The following is a 20,987-nucleotide window of genomic DNA, read 5'->3' as shown; positions in this document are numbered from 1 at the left end:
CCGGCCACCGGACGTCCCCCTCCTTCGCGGCGACCGGTGTCCCGCAGCCCCCTCCACCCCCTGGGGCTGCCAACAGCCCCGGCGTGATGGTCACGCCGGGGCTGTTGTCGTGCCGCCCCCGGTCTGCCGATCCCAGACCGGGGACAGCCGCCCTATCGGGAGAGCCAGTCGTTGACAGCCTGGGCCGTCGCCGCGGCATGCTCCTCGACGATGGTGAAGTGGGTGGCGCCGGGCACGGTGACCACGGTGTGCCCCGGATCCCAGGCGACGGCGCGCCAGTTGTCGGTCGGGTCGTCGGGATCCATGAACGACTTGTCGGCCCGTAGGAACAGCACGGGCGCCTCGATCCGGCCGAGGTCGAAGCTCGGCAGCAGGTCGATGTACGCGTTCATGCCACTCAGCCGCGCGCTGTCGAACTTGCCGAACACGGACTCCTTCTCCAGCAGGACAACGGCCAGCTGCTCGAAGACGTCGCGTTCCTCGCCCTCGCTGACGTGATAGGTGTCGACGAGCACGACGCCGCCGGGCTGGATGCCTTGCCGCTCAAGGTGTTTCGCCGTCGCGTGGGCCAGCACGCCGCCGGAGGAGTAGCCGAGCAGGATGAACGGATCACCCTGAGCCGCCTGCGTCACGGCCTCGCCGAGCACGCTGACGGCCGCTTCCGCCGTGGCGGGCAGGCTTTCGCCGCGGGCGAAGCCCGGCACCGGCAACGCGCTGACGTGCCGGCCACCGCCGATGTTGGCGGCGACCCGGGCGTGCTGGTGCGTGCCGCCGAGCGCCATCGGAGTGCTGATGCAGATCAGCCGCGGCGTGGTGGTTCCCTCCGCGAACGTGACCGGCTTGGGCAGGTGGTCGACGTCCGCGACGCCGGTGAACTTCGGCCGGATGTCGGCGACGGCCCGCAGCAGCGTCAGGCCCTTCTGGAGGTTGCCGGAGAGCACGGAGTCGCGGAAGAAGTCGCTCAGGCTCTCGTCGGCGTTGCTCTCCTCGCTCTGTGTACTGGACAGTTCAGTACGCAGCCAGCGCGCCAGCTCGGCCGGTGACTTGTTGTCGAACACGACCATCGCCGGCAGGGTCAGGCCGGTCGCCGCACTGAGGGCGTTGCGCAGCTCCATCGCGGTCAGTGAGTCGAAGCCGGAGGCCAGGAAGTCACGGTCCGGGTCGACGCTGTCCGGGCTGGGATGGCCCAGCACGGTGGCCGCGTTGGCGAGCACCAGATCCCGCAGCGCGGTCTCCTGCCCGGCCTCGTCCAGCCCCGCGAGCTGCTTGCGCAGCGCCGCCGGGTCCGCCGGCTTGCCGGCCGCCTTGCGTGTGGTGCGGATCAGCCCGTGGAAGACGGGTGCCAGACGGTCGGGACCGACCGCGTTCAGCGCCTTCACGTCGATACGGATCGGGGCCAGCACCGGGCTCTCGCTCGCACAGGCCGCGTCGAACAGCGCCAGGCCCTCCTCGGTGGTGAGCCCCAGGACGCCGCTCTTCTGCATCCTCGACGTGTCCGCGTGGTCGCCCATGCCGTCGTCCCAGAGACCCCACGCCAACGACACCGCCGGCAGCCCCTCGCCACGACGGAGTTCCGCCAACGCATCCAAGTACGCATTCGCGGCCGCGTAATTGCCCTGCCCCGGCGTACCGAGCATGCCGGCAGCTGAACTGAACAGTACAAACGCACTGAGATCCAGCCCCCTGGTCAGCTCGTGCAGGTTCCACGCCGCGTCCACCTTCGGCCGGAACACCTTGTCCAACCGCTCCGGCGTCAACGCCGAGATCACACCGTCGTCCAGGACACCCGCCGCGTGGATCACCGCCTTCAGATCCGGCGTGATCACCTTGGCCAGCGACTCCCGGTCGGCGGCATCGCAGGCCACGACCGTGACCTTGGGGCCGAGTTCTTCCAGAAGCTCCTTGGCCCCGGGCGCTTCCAGACCGCGGCGGCTCGTCAGCACCAGGTCCGTCACGCCGTGGTTGGCCACCAGGTGCCGGGCCAGCTTCGCCCCGAGTCCACCCGTGCCGCCGGTGATGAGGACCTTGCCGGTGAACGGACCAGCTGGTTCCGGTGCCGGTACCCGAGCCAGGCGGGCGGCGTAGAGGTCTCCCCCGCGCACCCGTACCTGCGGTTCGCCGGAACCGATGATCTCCGGCAACTTGTCCAGCGGGGCCTCGGGTTCGAGGTCGACGAGCACGATCCGGCCCGGACTCTCCGACCACGCCGACCGCACCAGGCCCGTCACAGCGGCGGCAGCGAGCCCACCGCGGGTGACCACCACCAGCTGCGTCTCCTTCTGCAGCTTCGCCAACGTCGCATAGGTCGCCTCCCGGACGTCGCCGGTCGGCTCGAAGACCGTCCAGCCGGCGGTGTCCGCCGGTGTAGCGGTGATCGGCGTCCACATGAGACCGAACAGGGAGTCGTTGACACGCCTGGTGCTCCCCGCATCCAGCGCGACCGGGCGCAGCATCAGCGACTCGACCGACACGACGCTGCCGCCGGTCGGGTCGACGGCGTGCAGCGCGACAACGCCCTCGCCGGTCGGCCGGACGTGCACACGCAGCGCGCTTGCCCCGGTGGCGTGCAGGGAAACGCCGGCCCAGGAGAAGGGCAGCGCGGCCTGACCGCCGGTGACGCCGGTGAGACTGATCGCGTGCAGCGCGGCGTCCAGGAGCGCCGGGTGCACGCCGTAGCCGTCGATCTCCACGCCCTCCGGGAGCGCGATCTCGGCGAACACCTCGTCACCGCGCTTGAAGGCGGCCTGAAGTCCTTGGAACACCGGGCCGTAAGCCAGTCCCGCGTCGGCGAGGACGTCGTAGTGGCCGGTCAGGTCGACCGCCTCGGCGTTGGCGGGCGGCCACTCCACGATCTCCGCCCGTCCGCCGCTGCCGAGGCGGCCGGTCGCGTGCCGCGTCCACGTCTCGTCCTGGTCGGCACGCGAGAAGACGCTGATCTGCCGGTCATCACCGACCCGCACCTGCACCGCGACGCCGCCGCGCTCCGGCAGCACCAGCGGCGCCTCCAGCGTCAACTCCTCGACGGCATCGCAGCCGACGAACTCGCCGGCGCGCAGCGCCAGTTCCACGAGTCCCGTGCCCGGGAAGAAGATGGAGCCGCCGACCACGTGATCCGCCAGCCACGGCAGGGTGTTCGGCGAAAGCCGGCCGGTGAGCACGACCCCGTCGCCGTCCGGTGCGGTCAGCACGGCGCCAAGCAACGGGTGCCCGGCGCCCTCCAGCCCGGCCGACACCACGTCGCCCGCACCGCCACCGAGCCACGAGTTGGCGAGATAGTCCTGCGCGCTCAGCCAGAACGTCTGGTGCTGGAAGGCGTATGTCGGCAGGTCCACCCGCCGCGCCTCGCGTCCCTCGAAGAACGCGTTCCAGTCGACGTCCACGCCGTTGGCAAACGCTTGCGCCAGGGCGGAGACCAGCTCGCGCTCCTGCGGCTTGTCGCGGCGTTGGGTTGCCACGAACACCGCACCGTCCACCCAGCCCGCACCCAACCCGGTCAGCACGCCGTCCGGCCCGATCTCGACGAACCTGGTCACGCCCTTCGCCGCCAGCCCGGTCACCGCATCCGCGAATCGAACCGCCTCGCGCACGTGCTTGACCCAGTACTCCGGCTCGGACCACTCACCCCCGCCGGCCGAGGTGGCTACCGCCGGGATCTTCGGCTCGGCGAAGGTCAGTCCGGCGACAACGGCGCGGAACTCGTCCAGCATCGGTTCCATCAGCGGCGAGTGGAACGCGTGCGACACCTTGAGCCGGGTGGTCTTCCGGCCGCGGGCCTCGAAGTCCGCCTTGATAGCGAGCACGGCGGCCTCGTCGCCGGAGATCACCATCGACTGCGGACCGTTCACCGCCGCGAGGCCAACGCCTTCACGGAGCTCGATCTCGTCCTCGGTGGCCTGGATCGCCACCATCGCACCACCGACGGGCAAGGCCTGCATCAACCGGCCCCGCGCCGACACCAGCTTGCATGCGTCTTCCAGCGACAGCACACCGGCAACGTGGGCGGCGGCAATCTCACCGACGGAGTGACCAGCCACGAAACCCGGACGAACACCCCACGACTGAACTAGACGGTACAGTGCGACTTCGAACGCGAACAACGCGGGCTGAGCATTGCCGGTCCGGTTGAGGGCCTCTTGATCATCGCCCCAGACGATGTCCTGGAGGGGGCGGGCAGTGCCAAGGGCCGGGTCGAGATGCGCAACAACCTCATCCCAAGCCTCCGCGAACACCGGGAAGCTCTCGTACAGCTCCCGACCCATGCCGATCCGCTGCGCGCCCTGGCCCGTGAACAGGAACGCCGTCGAGCCGGCCCCGCGGGCCGACCCACGCACGACACCCGGCGCGGAGGTGCCTTGCGCCAAGGCGACGGCCCCCCGACGCAGCTCGTCGACATCGGTGCCGACGATCACGCCCCGGTGCTCGAACACCGCCCGGCTCGTCGCCAGCGAATACGCCACGTCCAGCGGCTCATTGTCCACTTCGGACAGCTTCAGCGCCTGGTCCGCCAGCGCCTCCGGCGTCTTGCCGGACAGGATCCACGGCACCGGCCGCTCGGCGACCGTGCGCTCGGCAACCTCCTCCGGCGGCGCTTCCTCGATGATCACGTGCGCGTTCGTGCCGCTGATACCGAACGACGAGATGCCGGCCCGGCGCGGCCGATCCGCCGACGGCCACTGCCGCGACTCCGTCAGCAGCTCGATGTTGCCGGCGGTCCAGTCCACCTGCGGCGTCGGCACGTCCACGTGCAGTGTCTTCGGCATGGTCCGGTTGCGGATCGCCATGACGACCTTGATGATGCCGGCGACACCGGCCGCCGCCTGCGTGTGGCCCATGTTCGACTTGATCGACCCCAGCCACAACGGCTCGTCCCGGTCCTGCCCGTAGGTGGCCAGAAGTGCCTGCGCCTCAATGGGATCGCCCAGGGTCGTGCCGGTGCCGTGCGCCTCGACCATGTCGACCTGGTCGGCGGAGACCTGCGCGGCCGCCAGCGCCGCCTTGATCACCCGGCGCTGCGACGGCCCGTTCGGCGCAGTCAGGCCGTTCGACGCGCCGTCCTGGTTGATCGCGCTGCCGCGCACGATCGCCAGCACCTGGTGGCCGTTGCGGCGTGCATCGGAAAGTCGCTCCACGACCAGCATGCCGACGCCCTCGCCCCAGCCGGTGCCGTCCGTGGCCCCGGCGAAGGACTTGCACCGGCCGTCCTTGGACAGCCCGCGCTGCTTGCTGAACTCGACAAACGTCTCCGGCGTCGCCATCACCGCGACCCCGCCGACCAGCGCCAGCGAACAGTCCCCCGCTCGCAGCGCCTGTACTGCCCAGTGCAGTGCAACCAGCGACGACGAGCAGGCCGTGTCGATCGTGACCGCCGGTCCTTCGAGGCCGAACGTGTAGGAAACACGACCCGAGGCGATGGCGCCCGTGGAGTTGTTGGCCGCGTAGTCGTGGTACATCATGCCCGCGAACACGCCGGTCGAGCTGCCCTTCAGCGTGGTCGGGTCGATGCCCGCCCGCTCCAGCGCCTCCCACGTGGCCTCCAGCAGCAGGCGCTGCTGCGGGTCCATCACAAGCGCCTCCCTCGGCGAGATGCCGAAGAAGCCCGGATCGAAGTCCGCCGCGTTGTGCAGGAAGCCGCCCTGGTCCGTGTACGTCGTGCCCGGCCGCTCACCCGTCGGGTCGTACAACCGGTCCGTGTCCCAGCCCCGGTCCTTCGGGAACGATGTCACCGCGTCCACGCCGTCCGCCACCAGCCGCCACAGGTCCTCCGGCGACGACACGCCGCCCGGGTACCGGCAGGCCATGCCCACGATCGCGATCGGCTCCCGAATCGTCGCCGTCAGCTTCCGGTTCTGCGCCCGCAGCCGCTCGGTCTCCTTCAACGACGCCCGCAGCGCGTCGACCAACTTCTTGTCGGATTCGGCCATCGCACTCACGCTTCCCGCATGGCGTCGTCCAGGTCCAGGTCGCCCAGGGCCATGCTGATCAGGCTGTCGGTGTCCATGTCGTCGATCGACTCGTGCTGGTCCTCGGTCGTCGTGGCCGCCGTTTCGGTGCGTACGCCGGCCAGTTCGAGCAGGCTGTCCATCAGGCCGGAATCCCGCAGCCGGGCCAGCGGGATGGACTGCAGCACCCTCCGGATCTCCTCCTCCCCGCCGCCCTCGGTGACGGTCGGCGCCAACTCCTCCAGAAGGTGGTCGGCGAGCGCCTGCGAGCTCGGGTAGTCGAAAATCAGCGTGGCGGGCAGCTTCAGCCCGGTCACGGCGTTGACCTGGTTGCGGAACTCGACCGCGGACAGCGAGTCGAAGCCGAGTTCGCTGAAGGCACGACCGGGGTCGATCGCGTTTCCCCCGGCGTGGCCGAGCACGGCGGCGGCTTCCCGACGCACCATATCCAGCACAGTGCTGGCACGATCCTCGATCGGCAGCCCGATCAGCTTGTCCCGCAACGACCCGGCGGCCGCGCCGCCGGCGGCGCGGCGGGTGGGCCGGATCAGGCCGTGGAACACCGGCGGCACCCGGTCCGCGCCGGCCGCGTTCAGTGCCCGGACGTCGATGCGGATCGGCATCAGCACCGGCATTTCACTGCCGCAGGTGGCGTCGAACAGCGCCAGGCCCTCCTCGGTGGTGAGCCCCAGGACGCCGGACTTCTGCATGCGGGCGGTGTCGGCGTGATCGCCGCCCATGCCGTCGTCCCAGAGACCCCACGCCAACGACACCGCCGGCAGTCCCTCGTCACGACGAAGTTCGGCCAACGCATCCAAGTACGCATTCGCGGCGGCGTAATTGCCCTGGCCCGGCGTGCCGAGTGTGCCGGCAGCTGAACTGAACAGTACAAATGCGCTGAGGTCCAGACCCTTCGTCAGCTCGTGCAGGTTCCACGCCGCGTCCACCTTGGGGCGGAACACCTTGTCGAGACGCTCGGGCGTCAGCGCGGAGATCACACCGTCGTCCAGGACGCCGGCCACGTGGATGACCGCCCTGAGGTCCTTGCTGATCACCTTCTTCAGCGACTTCTTGTCGGCCGCATCGCACGCGGCGATCGTGACCTTCGCGCCGAGTTCTTCCAGTTCCGCCTGCAGTTCCTTGGCACCAGGCGCTTCGACGCCACGACGGCTGGTCAGAACCAGGTCCGTCACACCGTGGTCGGCCACCAGGTGTCGGGCCAGCTTCGCGCCGAGACCGCCGGTGCCGCCGGTCAGCAACACCTTGCCGTCGAACGGATTCGTCGGCTCCGGCATCGGAACGCGGGTGACCCTGGCCGCTTGGATTTCTCCGCCGCGCACACGAACCTGCGGCTCACCGGAACCGATGATTTCGGCCAGCTTGTCCAGTGGCGCACCCGGCTCAAGGTCCACCAGAACCACGCGGCCCGGACTTTCCGACCACGCCGACCGCACCAGGCCGGTGACAGCAGCGGCGGAAAGCCCGCCGCGGGTGACCACCACCAGCTGCGTCTCCTTCTGCAGCTCAGCCAACGTCGCGTAGGTGGCTTCCCGCACGTCGCCGGTCGGCTCGAACACCTCCCAGCCGTCGATGTCCGCCGGGCTGGCGGTGATCGGCGTCCACGTCAAACCGAACAGGGAGTCGTTGGCACGGCTGGTGGTCAGCTGATCCATGGCTACGGCCCGCAGCGCGAGCGTGGTCACGGTGACGACGGCACCGCCGGCGGGGTCGACGGCGTGCAGCTCGACGGTGCCTTCGCCGACAGGCTTCACCTTGAGGCGCAAGGACTTCGCGCCGGTGGCATGCAAGGCGACGCCGCCCCACGAGAACGGCAGCGCGGCCTGGTCGCCGGTGACGCCGGTGAGGCTGATCGCGTGCAGCGCGGCGTCGAGCAGGGCCGGATGCAGGCCGAAGCCGTCGATGTCGACGTCGTCGGGCAGCGTGACCTCGGCAAACACCTCGTCGCCGCGCTTGAACGCGGTCTGCAAGCCCTGGAACACGGGGCCGTAGGCGAGGCCGGCGTCGGCGAGGTTGTCGTACAGGCCGTCGAGGTCGATCGGCTCTGCGTCGGCGGGTGGCCATTCGACGGTGGTAACTGCCGGAGCGCCGGTGCCGAGTTGGCCGGTGGCGTGCCGGGTCCACATCTCTTCCTCATCGGGACGGGAGTAGACAGCGATGCTCTTGTTCTCGTCGACGACGACCTGGATCGCCACGCTGCCGCGATCCGGCAGCACGAGCGGCGCCTCCAGGGTCAGGTCCTCGACGACGTCGCAGCCGACGTGGTCGCCGGCACGGACCGCGAGCTCTACGAACCCGGTGCCAGGGAAGAAGATCGAGCCGCCGACCACGTGATCCGCCAGCCACGGCTGGGTGCCCGCCGACAACCTGCCGGTGAACACCACTCCGTCGGAACCGGCGAGCGGAACCGCCGCACCGAGCAGCGGGTGGTCGGCGGTCGTCAGGCCCATCGACGCCGCGTCCCCGCCGCCGCTGAGCTGGTCGGCCCGCAGCCAGAACCGCTGGTGCTGGAAGGCATACGTCGGCAGGTCGACCTTGCGGGCCCCGGTGAAGAACTTCGTCCAGTCGACGGCGACGCCGTTGGCGTACGCCTGGGCGAGACCGGCGACGAGCTCCTGCTCCTGCGGCCGCTCCCGGCGCTGGGTCGCCACGAACACGCCGCCATCGACACAGGCCGCAGCCATCCCGCTCAGCACACCATCCGGGCCGATCTCCACGAACTTGGTCGCACCCTGCGCGTGCAGCGAGGTCACCGCGTCCGCGAACCGAACCGCCTCACGCACGTGGTTGACCCAGTACTCGGGCTCGGACCACTCCCCGCCACCGGCGGACGTGATCGCCACCGGGATCTTCGGTGCGTTGAAGGTCAGGCCGCCGACGACCTCGCGGAACTCGTCCAGCATCGGCTCCATCAACGGGGAGTGGAACGCGTGCGACACCTTCAACCGCGTGGTCTTGCGGCCAAGCGCCTCGAACTCCGCCTTGATGGCGAGCACGGCGGCCTCGTCGCCGGAGATCACCACCGACTGCGGACCGTTGACCGCCGCGATGCCCACACCCTCGCGAAGAGTGATCTCGTTCTCGGCGGCCTGCAGCGCCACCATCGCCCCACCGGCCGGCAACGCTTGCATCAACCGACCCCGCGCCGACACGAGCTTGCACGCATCAGCCAGCGACAGCACACCGGCAACGTGCGCGGCGGCGATCTCACCCACCGAGTGCCCGGCGAGGAAGTCCGGCCGCACACCCCATGACTGAACTAGACGGTACAGTGCAACTTCGAACGCGAACAGCGCGGGCTGCGCAAACCCGGTCTGGTTGAGAGCGTCCTGATCACCGCCCCAAATGACGTCGCGCAAGGAGGCTGCAGGGGAAGAAGCGGAAGGATCGGAAGGAGCAGCGGAGGAAGCAGGCGCGGCAGAAGACGCAGAGGAGACAGCAGGGGCAGCAGGCGGGGCAGAAGAGGCAGCCGGGTCCAGCAGGCCCATGACCTCGTCCCATGCCTGCGCGAACACCGGGAACTTCTCGTACAGCTCCCGCCCCATGCCGATCTGCTGCGAACCCTGACCGGTGAACAGGAACGCGGTCTTGCCGTTCACCGCCGATCCGGTGGCGACACCGGCGCCCGAAGTCCCCGACGACAGGGCGATCAGGCCCCGGATCAGGTCGTCCCGGTCGACGCCGACGACCACGCCCCGGTGCTCGAAGGCGGCCCGGGTGCCGGTCAGCGAGTACGCCACGTCCAACGGCTCCAGGTCGTCGACCCTGGTCAGCAGGTTGCTCGCCTGCGCACGCAGCGCCTCCCGGGTCTTGCCGGAGACGATCCACGGCACGACCCGCGGCGTGATCTCCCGAGCGGGCTCCGAAGCGACCGGCACCTGCTCGATGATCACGTGCGCATTGGTTCCGCTGATACCGAACGACGAGATACCCGCACGCCTGGGTCGATCGACAGCAGGCCACGGCCGCGGCTCCGTCAACAGCTCGACGTTGCCGGCGGTCCAGTCGACGTGCGGGGTCGGCTCGTCGACGTGCAAGGTCTTGGGCAGCACGCCATTACGCATCGCCATAACCATCTTGATGATCCCGGCGACACCGGCCGCCGCCTGGGTGTGGCCCATGTTCGACTTGATCGACCCGAGCCACAACGGCTCGTCCCGGTCCTGGCCATAGGTCGCCAACAGGGCCTGCGCCTCGATCGGGTCGCCCAGAGTCGTGCCGGTGCCATGGGCCTCGACGGCGTCCACATCGGACACCGCAAGGCCCGCGTTGGCCAGGGCCTGGCGGATGACCCGCTGCTGCGCGGGACCGTTCGGCGCGGTCAGGCCGTTGGAGGCGCCGTCCTGGTTGATCGCGGAACCCCGAACAATGGCAAGGACTTCGTGCCCGTTGCGCTGCGCGTCCGAGAGCCGCTCCACCAGCAGCAGGCCGACGCCCTCGCCCCAACCGGTGCCGTCGGTCCGGCCGGCGAAGGACTTGCAGCGGCCGTCCGGCGAAAGCCCGCGCTGCCGGCTGAACTCCACGAACGTCTCCGGCGTGGCCATCACGGTCACGCCGCCGGCCAGCGCCAGCGAGCACTCGCCGGTGCGCAGCGCCTGGATGGCCCAGTGCAGCGCGACCAGCGACGACGAGCACGCCGTGTCGACGGTGACCGCCGGGCCCTCCAGCCCGAACACGTACGAAACCCGGCCGGAGGCAATGGATCCCGTGTTGTTGTTGGTCACGTAGTCGTGGTACATCATGCCGGCGAACACGCCGGTGTCGCTGCCCTTCAGCGTCGCCGGGTCGATGCCGGCCCGCTCGAAGGCCTCCCACGCGGTCTCCAGCAGCAGCCGCTGCTGCGGGTCCATGATCAGCGCTTCGTTCGGGCTGATGCCGAAGAACGCAGGGTCGAACTCGGCGGCGTGGTGCAGGAAGCCGCCCTCGCGGGTGTAGGTGGTGTTGGGGCGTTCGCCGCTCGGGTCGTAGATCCGCTCGGTGTCCCAGCCACGGTCGGTCGGGAACTCCGAGATCGCGTCCACGCCGTCGGCGACCAGCCGCCACAGGTCCTCCGGCGACAGCACACCGCCGGGGTAGCGGCAGGCCATGCCGATGATCGCGATGGGCTCGTCGGACGCCGACGTGGTGGCGACGATCGCCGCGCCCCGGCCGTCGCCGCCGAGCACCTCACCCAGAAGGTACTGGGCCAGGGCTACCGGCGTCGGGTAGTCGAACACCATCGTCGCCGGCAGGCGGATGCCGGCTTCCTCGCTCAACGCGTTACGGAACTCCACGGAGGACAGTGAGTCGAAGCCGAGCTCGTTGAACGCCTTCTCCGGCTCGATCGCCTCCGGCCCGGCGTGGCCGAGCACCGCGGCCGCCTCGCGCCGGATCACGTCCAGCACGGCGGTCAGCCGCTCCTCCGCCGGCACGCCGGCGATCCGCTTCTGCAGCGCACCGGCCGCGGCCGCGCCACCGGCGACGCGGCGGCTGGCGCGGACGAGTCCGTGGAACACGGGCGGCAGCCGGTCGGCGCCGGCCGCGTTCAGCGCCCGAATGTCCAGGCGGATCGGCACCAGCGCGGCGGCGTCGCTGCCGCAGACCGCGTCGAACAGCGCGAGGCCCTCATCCGCCGACAGCCCGAGTACGCCGGTCCGGTGCATCCGCGCGGTGTCGACATGGTCGCCCATGCCGTCGTCCCAGAGACCCCACGCCAGCGACAGGCCCGGCAGCCCCTCGGCGCGGCGGTGCTCCGCCAACGCATCCAAGTACGCATTCGCGGCGGCATAGTTGCCCTGTCCCGGCGCGCCGATCACGCCGGCCGCTGAACTGAACAGTACAAATGCACTGAGGTCCAGATCCCTGGTCAGCTCGTGCAGGTTCCACGCCGCGTCCACCTTGGGACGGAACACCTTGTCCAGCCGCTCGGGCGTCAGCGCGGAGATCACACCGTCGTCGAGCACGCCGGCCACGTGGATAACGGCCCGCAGGTCGTCGGTGATCACCTCGGCCAGCGAGTCCTTGTCTGCGGCATCGCAGGCGGCCATCGTGACCGTGGCACCGAGTTCGACGAGCTCCGACTGCAACTCCGCGGCACCGGGCGCTTCCAGGCCGCGGCGGCTGGTCAACACCAGGTCCGTCACACCGTGGTCAACCACGAGGTGCCGCGCCAGCTTCGCGCCCAAGCCGCCGGTGCCGCCAGTGATGAGCACCTTGCCGTCGAAGGGATTCCGCGCCTCCGGCAGCGGGACGCGGGCCAGACGCGGGGCGAACAACTCACCGTCACGGACCCGGACCTGCGGCTCACCAGCGCCGATCACCTGCGGCAGCACGGTGTTCACGTCGACGCCGGGCTCGAGGTCGACCAGCACGAACGGTTCCGGGTTCTCCGACTGCGCCGAACGGACGAGTCCGGCGACGGCGGCAGCTTCCAGTCCGCCGCGGGTGACGATCACCAGCCGCTCGCCGGTCTGCAGCTCCGCCAGCGTCGAGTAGGTGGCCTCGCGGACGTCGCCGGTCGGCTCGAAGATGCGGAAGCCCTCCGCAGCGACGGGATTGGCGGTGATCGGCGTCCAGGTGACGCCGAACAGCGAGTCGCCGGTGCGGCGTGCGCCGACCTGCTCGACCGCAACGGGCCGCAGCATCAGGGAATTCACCGACACGACCGGGCCACCGGCCGGGTCAGCAGCCCGCAGCGTGACGACGCCGTCACCGGTCGGCTTGACGTGCACGCGGAGCGCGGACGCCCCGGTGGCGTGCAGCGCGACGCCCGCCCAGGCGAAGGGCAGCACAGCCTGCTCGCCGGTGATCCCGGTGAGGCCGATGGCGTGCAAGGCCGAGTCGAGCAGCGCCGGGTGCACGCCGTAACCGTCGACGGCGGTGCCGTTGGGCAGCGCGACCTCGGCGAACACCTCGTCGCCGACTCGCCAGGCGTTGTGCAGGCCCTGGAAGGTCGGGCCGTACACCAGGCCCGCGCCGGCCAGGTTGTCGTAAAGCCCTTCCAGGTCAACGGGTTCCGCACCAGCCGGCGGCCACGCCGTCAGGTCGAAGGCCGGCGCCACGGCCTTGCCGATCACCGCGGTGGCGTGTTTCGTCCACGATCCATCATCGTCGCCGCGCGAGTACACGGTGACTTGGCCGTCGCTGACCACGAGCTGGAGCGCGACGCCGCCCCGGGCGGGAAGGACGAGCGGGGTCTCCAGGGTGAGGTCCTCGATGACGTCGCAACCGACCTGGTCGGCGGCGCGCAGCACGAGTTCGACAATTCCCGTGCCGGGGAAGAGAACCGTGTCGCCGACGGCGTGATCACCCAGCCACGACTGGGATCCGATCTCCAGCCGGCCGGTGAGCACGAGGCCGTCGGATTCCGGCGAACCGAGGACCGCGCCGAGCAGCGGGTGTTCCGCCGGCTCGAGGCCGGCCGACAGCACGTCGCCGAGCCCCGACGCGGCACCGGCCCACGCCTCCTTCATGTAGTTGGTGGTGCTGATCCAGAACTTCTGGTGCTGGAACGGATAGGTCGGCAGCTCGACCCGCCGCGCACCGGTGCCCTCGAAGAACTTCCTCCAGTGCACGCTGACGCCGTTGGCGAACGCCTGCGCCACGCCGGCAACCAGCTCGCGCTCCTGGTCACGGTCCCGGCGTTGCGTGGCAACGAACACTGCGTCCTCGACGCAGTTCGCCCCCATGCCCGCCAGCACACCGTCCGGCCCGACCTCGATGAACCGGGTCACTCCTTGCTCGGCAAGGTTCCTGACCGCGTCCGCGAACCTCACGGCCTCGCGTACGTGGTTGACCCAGTACTCCGGCTGGTTCCACTCCCCACCACCGGCTGAGGTGGTGACAACCTCCAGCGCGGGCTCGTTGAAGGTCAGGCCGGCGACGATGCCGCGGAACTCGTCCAGCATCGGCTCCATCAATGGCGAGTGGAAGGCGTGCGACACCTTCAGCCGCGAAGTCTTCCGGCCGCGAGCCTCGAACTCGGCCTGAATGGCCAGGACGGCCGACTCCTCGCCGGAGATCACCACCGACTGCGGACCGTTGACCGCCGCGATGCCGACGCCCTCGACCAGCGTGACCTCGTCCTCGGCGGCCTGCAGCGCCACCATCGCGCCGCCGGCCGGCAGCGCCTGCATCAACCGGCCACGAGCGGAGACCAGCTTGCACGCATCTTCCAGCGAAAGGACCCCGGCGACATGCGCGGCAGCGATCTCCCCCACGGAGTGGCCGGCCACGAAGTCCGGCTTCAGACCCCAGGACTGAACTAGCCGGTACAGTGCAACTTCCAGCGCGAACAACGCGGGCTGGGTATTGCCGGTTCGGTTGAGGGCCTCCTGGTCGTCGCCCCAGATCACGGACTGCAAGGCAGAAGCGGCGGAGGAGATGGACCAGGGGGAGGCGGGGGCAGCGGCGCGCTCCGCTTCCAGCAGGGCGATGGCCTCGTCCCATGCCTGCGCGAACACCGGGAACTTCTCGTACAGCTCCCGCCCCATGCCGATCCGCTGCGAACCCTGGCCGGTGAACAGGAACGCCGTCGCACCCGTCACCCGGGCCACGGCCCGGTTCCGACCAGCGGCGATGGCCTCCAGGCCGGTCGCAAGCGAGTCGCTCAGCGCGACGGCCCGGTGCTCGAACGCGACCCGGTCCGTGAGCAACGTGTACGCCAGGTCCAGCGGCGATGCGTCTACTTCGGACAACTGAGCGGCCTGCGCGGCCAGGGCCTCGGGCGTCTTGCCGGACACGATCACCGGCACGATCCGCGCCGACTCCGCACGCTCGACCGGGGCAACCGCCGGGGCCTGCTCGATGATGACGTGCGAGTTGGTGCCGCTGATGCCGAACGACGAGATACCGGCCCGGCGTGGCCGATCGACCGGCGGCCACGGCCGCGACTCCGTCAGCAGTCGAACGTTTCCGGCGGACCAGTCCACGTGCGGAGTCGGCTCATCGACGTGCAGTGTCTGCGGCAGGATGCCGTGTTGCATCGCCATGACCATCTTGATGATGCCGGCGACACCAGCCGCCGCCTGCGTGTGGCCCATGTTCGACTTGATCGATCCCAGCCACAGCGGCTCGTCCCGATCCTGACCGTAGGTCGCCAGCAGCGCCTGCGCCTCGATCGGGTCACCCAAGGTCGTGCCGGTGCCATGCGCCTCGACGGCGTCCACATCGGACACCGACAATCCCGCCGAAGCCAGCGCCTGTCGGATGACCCGGCGCTGCGACGGCCCGTTCGGCGCGGTCAGGCCGTTGGAGGCACCATCCTGGTTCACCGCCGAGCCACGAACCACCGCCAGCACCGGGTGCCCGTTGCGGCGGGCATCGGACAGCCGTTCCACGAGCAGCATGCCGACGCCCTCACCCCAGCTGGTGCCGTCGGTCGCGCCGGCAAAGGACTTCGCCCGGCCGTCGTGGGCCAGACCGCGCTGCCGCGAGAACTCCACGAACAGCTCGGGCGTCGCCATCACGGCGACACCTCCGGCCAGTGCCAACGAGCACTCCCCCGACCGCAGCGCCTGAATCGCCAGGTGCAGCGCCACCAGCGAAGACGAGCACGCCGTGTCGATCGTGACCGCCGGCCCCTCCAGACCGAACACATAGGACACCCGGCCGGACGCGATGGCGCCGGTGCTGCTGTTGGCCGCGTAGTCGTGGTACATCATGCCGGCGAAAACGCCGGTGTCGCTGCCCTTCAGCGTGGCCGGGTCGATGCCGGCCCGCTCGAACGTCTCCCAGGTCGCCTCCAGCAGCAGCCGCTGCTGCGGGTCCATCATCAGCGCCTCGTTGGGGCTGATGCCGAAGAACGCCGGGTCGAACTCGGCGGCGGTGTGCAGGAAGCCGCCCTGGTCGGTGTAGCTGGTGCCGGGCCGCTCGCTGGTCGGGTCGAACAGCGCGGCGGTGTCCCAGCCTCGATCCTCCGGGAACGGCGTGATCGCGTCCACGCCGTCGGCGACCAGCCGCCACAGCTCCTCGGGTGTCGACACCCCGCCGGGGTATCGGCAGGCCATCGACACGATGACGATCGGATCGTCCGAGCCGGCGGTCGAGACCGGCGTGACGATCTTGGCGTCCTCGCCGCTGCCCGAGACCTCGTCCAGCAGATGGCGAGCCAGCACGATCGGCGTCGGGTAGTCGAACACCAGCGTCGCCGGCAGTCGCAGCCCGGTCTCGGCGTTCAACGTGTTGCGCAGCTCGACGGCCGCGAGCGAGTCGAAGCCCAGGTCGCGGAACGCCCGCTCGGGCTCGACCGCTTTGGCGGAGCTGAAGCCCAGCACGGCCGCGACCTTCGTCAGCACGAGGTTGAGGAGTGTGCTCTCCCACTCCTCGGGCGGCAGCGCGGCCAGCAGCCGCCGCAGCGAGCCGGATTCCGCCTTCGCTCCGACCGAACGCCGCCGCGTCTGAGGCACCAACGTCCGGAACAACGCCGGCAGTTCGTCGCCACGGGCCTTCAACGCGCCAAGGTCCAGGTGCACGGGGACAACAGCGCCGCGGTCCACGCCCAATGCCGCGTCGAACAGCTCCAGGCCCTCGTCGTTGCCCAGGGCAACGAGGCCGCCGGCCGAGATACGCGACCGGTTGGCGTCATCGAGGGTGTCGGTCATGTCGCTGGAGTCGGCCCACAGGCCCCAGGCCAGCGACAGACCGGGCCGGCCCTCGGCGCGCCGGTGCTCCGCCAACGCGTCCAAGTACGCATTCGCGGCGGCGTAGTTGCCCTGGCCGGGGGCGCCGATGGTACCGGCAGCTGAACTGAACAGTACAAATGCACTGAGGTCCATGCCCTTGGTCAGCTCGTGCAGGTTCCACGCCGCGTCCACCTTGGGACGGAACACCGTCGCCAGCCGCTCCGGCGTCAGCGTGGAGATCACACCGTCGTCCAGCACACCGGCAACGTGCACAACCGCCGTCAGGTCGGGGACGTCCGCCAGCAACGCGGCCAGCGCGTCGCGGTCGGCGACGTCGCAGGCGGCGATCGTCACCGCGTCGCCCAGCTCCGCCTTGAGTTCCGGAGCACCGGGGGCGTCCATGCCGCGGCGGCTGGTGATCAGCAGCTTACGCACGCCGTGCTCGTTGAGGAGGTGCCGTGCGAACAGCACGCCCAGGCCGCCGGTGCCTCCGGTCAGCAGCACCGTGCCCGCACCGAACGGCGTCGCCGGCTCGGGCGTGACCCGGGTCAACCGGGCGCCCTGCACCACGCCGTCGCGCACGATCACCTGCGGCTCGCCGGAGCCGATCACGTCCGGCAACACGGAACCGACGTCGACGCCCGGTTCCAGGTCGATCAGCACGTACCGGTCCGGGTTCTCCGACTGCGCCGACCGCACGAGGCCGCGCACCGCGGCGCCGGCCAGGTCGCCGCGGGTCACGACGGCCAGGACCGGGGACTCGCTGGTCTGCAGCTTCGCCAGCGTCTCGACCGCCGCCGCGTACGGGGATGAGGTTTCCGGCTCGAACACCTCGACGTCGCTGATGTCGGCGGGCGTGGTCGGGATCGGCGACCACGTGACACCGAACAGGGACTCCGCGGACTTCGACGCGCTGAGCTGGTCGACCGCGACCGGCCGCAGCATCAGGGATCCGACGGACACGACCGCCGCGCCGCCGGCGTCAGCAGCCTGCAACGAGATCGTGCCTTCGCCCACGGGCTTGACCTTGACCCGCAGCGAGGACGCACCGGCGGCCAGTAGCGTCACGTCCGACCAGGAGAACGGCAGCGCCGCCTGGTCGCCGACCACGCCGGTCAGCGGAACCACGTGCAGGGCCGCGTCCAGCAACGCGGGGTGCAGACTGAACCGCTCGGCGTCGGCGCCCTCCGGCAACTGAACTTCGGCGTACACCTCGTCACCGACCCGCCACGCGGACCGGAGACCGCGGAACGTGGGCCCGTAGGCGAGGCCGGCCTCGGCCAGCCCCTCGTACGTGCCGCTGACGTCGATCGCCTCCGCGCCACGCGGCGGCCACTCCGTCAGATCGAACGCCGCCGAGGCCGTGCCGAGAACGCCGGCGGCGTGCCGGGTCCAGGCCAGGTCATCGTCGCCACGGGAGTAGATGCTGACCGTCCGCCGGCCGTCTTCCGGCGCGCCGACGACGACCTGCACCGCCACGCCGCCCCGTTCGGGCAGGATCAGCGGCGCCTCGATGGTCAACTCCTCGACCGCGTCGCAGCCGACCTGGTCGCCGGCGCGCAGCGTGAGCTCGACGAACCCGGTGCCGGGGAACAGGATGGCGGTGCCGATCACGTGATCGGCCAGCCAGGGCTGGGCTCCCGCCGACAGCCGGCCGGTCAGCACGACGCCGTCGGAATCGGCGAGGGCGACCGTGGCGCCGAGCAGCGGATGGTCGGCCGCGCCGAGGCCCATCGATGCCGGGTCGCCGCCGGTGGCACCGTCGCCGCGCAGCCAGAACCGCTCGTTCTGGAAGGCATAGGTGGGCAGGTCGATGCGCCGAGCGCCGTGACCGCCGAAGAACGCCTCCCAGTCGGCGGACAGGCCGGACACGTAGAGGGCGCCGATCGCGGCGATGATCGCGGACGTCTCGTCGCGGCCCTTGCGCAGCGCGGGGATCAGGGTGGCGTTCTCGACCGAGGCCTGCGCCATGCCGGTCAGCACGCCCTCGGGCCCGATCTCCAGGAAGCGCCCCACGCCCTGCGCCGCAAGGCTGGTCACCGCGTCGGCGAAGCGCACGGCCTCGCGGACGTGCTTGACCCAGTACTCCGGCTCGGTCCACCGCCCGCCGCCGGCCGAGGTGGTGACCACAGGCAGCGAAGGTTCGGCGAAGGTGAGCCCGGCGACGACGCCGCGGAACTCCGCCAGCATCGGCTCCATCAGCGGCGAGTGGAAGGCGTGCGACACCTTGAGCCGCGAGGTCTTCCGGCCGCGCGCCTCGAACTCCGCCTTGATAGCGAGAACAGCCTCTTCGTCACCGGAGATCACGACCGACTGCGGACCGTTGACGGCGGCGATACCCACCCCGTCGACCAGCGTGATCTCATTCTCGGAAGCTTGCAGGGCGACCATGGCACCGCCGGCCGGCAGTGCTTGCATGAGCTTGCCACGGGCGGAGACGAGCTTGCGGGCATCCTCCAGCGACAGCACACCCGCGACGTGGGCGGCCGCGATCTCACCGACGGAATGGCCGGCCACGAAGTCGGGCTTGACGCCCCAGGACTCGAAGAGCCGGTACAGCGCGACCTCGAAGGCGAACAGCGCGGGCTGGGCATTGCCGGTCTGGTTGAGGGTGTCCTGGTCGTCGCCCCAGACGATGGCGGCAACGTCCGGCTCGATCGCCGCATCCCACGCCGCCGCGAACACCGGAAAGGCCTTGTGCAGCTCGCGCCCCATGCCGATCCGCTGCGAACCCTGGCCGGTGAAGAGGAACGCCGTCGGCACGTCGGCGGCGACGCCGCGAAGCGTCAGCTCCGACAGCCCCTCCAGAGCCTCTTCCCTGCTGCTGGCGACAACTGCCGCCCGGTGTTCCAGCGCGGCCCGGGTAGTGGCCAGCGAGTAGGCGATGTCCAGGAGGTCTCCCTCCACATTGGACACGCGCTCCGCCTGCGCCGCCAGGGCCTCCGCGCTGCGCCCGGACACCAGCAGCGGCAGCGGCACACCCTCCGGCCACGGCGCGACCTCGGCGGCGTCAGTCTCCTCGATCGCTGGCGCCTCCTCGATGATCACGTGCGCATTCGTGCCGCTGACCCCGAAAGACGACACGCCGGCCAGCTTCGGGTGGTCGCTCTCCGGCCATGGCCGGGACTCCGTGAGCAGCTTGACGTTGCCCGCCGTCCAATCCACGTGTGTGGACGGGTTCTCGGCGTGCAGCGTCTTCGGCAGCACGCCGTGCCGCATCGCCATGACCATCTTGATGATGCCGGAGACGCCGGCCGCCGCCTGGGCGTGACCGATGTTGGACTTGATGGAGCCGAGCCACAGTGGACGGTCGTCCGGCCGGCCCTGCCCATACGTGGCCAGCAAAGCCTGCGCCTCGATCGGGTCGCCGAGAGTCGTCCCGGTGCCGTGTCCCTCGACCAGGTCGATCTGCGACGCCGAGACCTGCGCGTTGGCCAGCGCCTGCCGAATCACCCGCTGCTGGGCCAGACCGTTGGGCGCGGTCAGCCCGTTCGACGCGCCGTCCTGGTTGATCGCGGAACCCCGAACGACCGCCAGCACGGGATGGCCGTTGCGTTGCGCGTCGGAAAGCCGCTCCAGCAACAACATGCCGGCGCCTTCGGACCAGCCCGTGCCGGCGGCGTCGTCGGAGAAGGCTCGGCAGCGGCCGTCGAAGGCGAGCCCCTTCTGCCGGCTGAACGCGATGAACGGGCCGGGCGTGGCCATCACCATCACGCCACCGGCCAGGGCCAGTGTGCACTCGCGCTTGCGAAGTGCCTGTGCGGCAAGGTGAAGCGCCACCAGCGACGATGAACACGCGGTGTCGATGGTGACCGACGGCCCCTCCAGGCCCAGCGTGTACGAGATGCGGCCGGAGATCACCGCGGCCGCGTTGGCGGTGGTCAGGTACGCCTCGGCGATCTCGGGCTGGGTCGCCAGCACGTACTCGTAGTCCTGCACGCCGGAACCGGCGAACACGCCGACCGGCTCGCCGCGAACAGCCTGCGGGTTGATGCCGGCGCGCTCGAAGGCCTCCCACGAGACCTGCAGCATCAGTCGCTGCTGCGGGTCCATGGCCAGCGCCTCGCGCGGCGAGATGCCGAAGAAGCCCGGGTCGAAGTCGCCGGCGTCGTGGACGAACCCGCCGTTGCTGACGTAGCTGGAGCCGGCGCGGTCCTCACCGCCGCCCAACTCGTCCAGGTTCCAGCCGCGGTCGGTGGGGAACGGCGTGATCGCGTCCACGCCGTCGGCGACCAGCCGCCACAGGTCCTCCGGCGACGTGACGCCGCCGGGGTAGCGGCAGCTCATCGCCACGATCGCGATCGGGTCCTGCTCCTCGGTCTCCACCTCGTGCAGTCGCCTGCGGGTCTGGTGCAGCTCCGCGGTCACCTTCTTGAGGTAGCCGAGGAGTTTCTCGTCGTTCGCCATCCCAGCCTCACGCGTCCTTCAA

Annotated in this window: 2 protein-coding genes; both read right to left on the bottom strand. The window is 70.4% G+C overall.

What is annotated here, in order from left to right; genetic code table 11:
- Positions 1-152: 152 nt before the first annotated feature.
- Entirely contained in the window at positions 153-5,930 is a 5,778-nt protein-coding gene (locus tag BJ998_RS31320) for an SDR family NAD(P)-dependent oxidoreductase (RefSeq protein ID WP_376775942.1), read from the bottom strand.
- The gene (locus tag BJ998_RS31315; RefSeq protein ID WP_184866927.1) at positions 5,927-20,965 is read right to left on the bottom strand and encodes a type I polyketide synthase; all 15,039 of its coding nucleotides are present in this window, start codon (positions 20,963-20,965) and stop codon (positions 5,927-5,929) included. Before BJ998_RS31315 ends, BJ998_RS31320 begins: the two co-directional genes overlap by 4 nt.
- Between the last annotated feature and the right edge of the window lie 22 nt (positions 20,966-20,987).

Origin of the sequence: Kutzneria kofuensis (genome assembly GCF_014203355.1) — a bacterium.
GTDB lineage: Bacteria > Actinomycetota > Actinomycetes > Mycobacteriales > Pseudonocardiaceae > Kutzneria > Kutzneria kofuensis.
The sequence above is the reverse complement of the archived record's forward strand: the minus strand, read 5'-3'. Positions and strand labels throughout refer to the sequence as shown.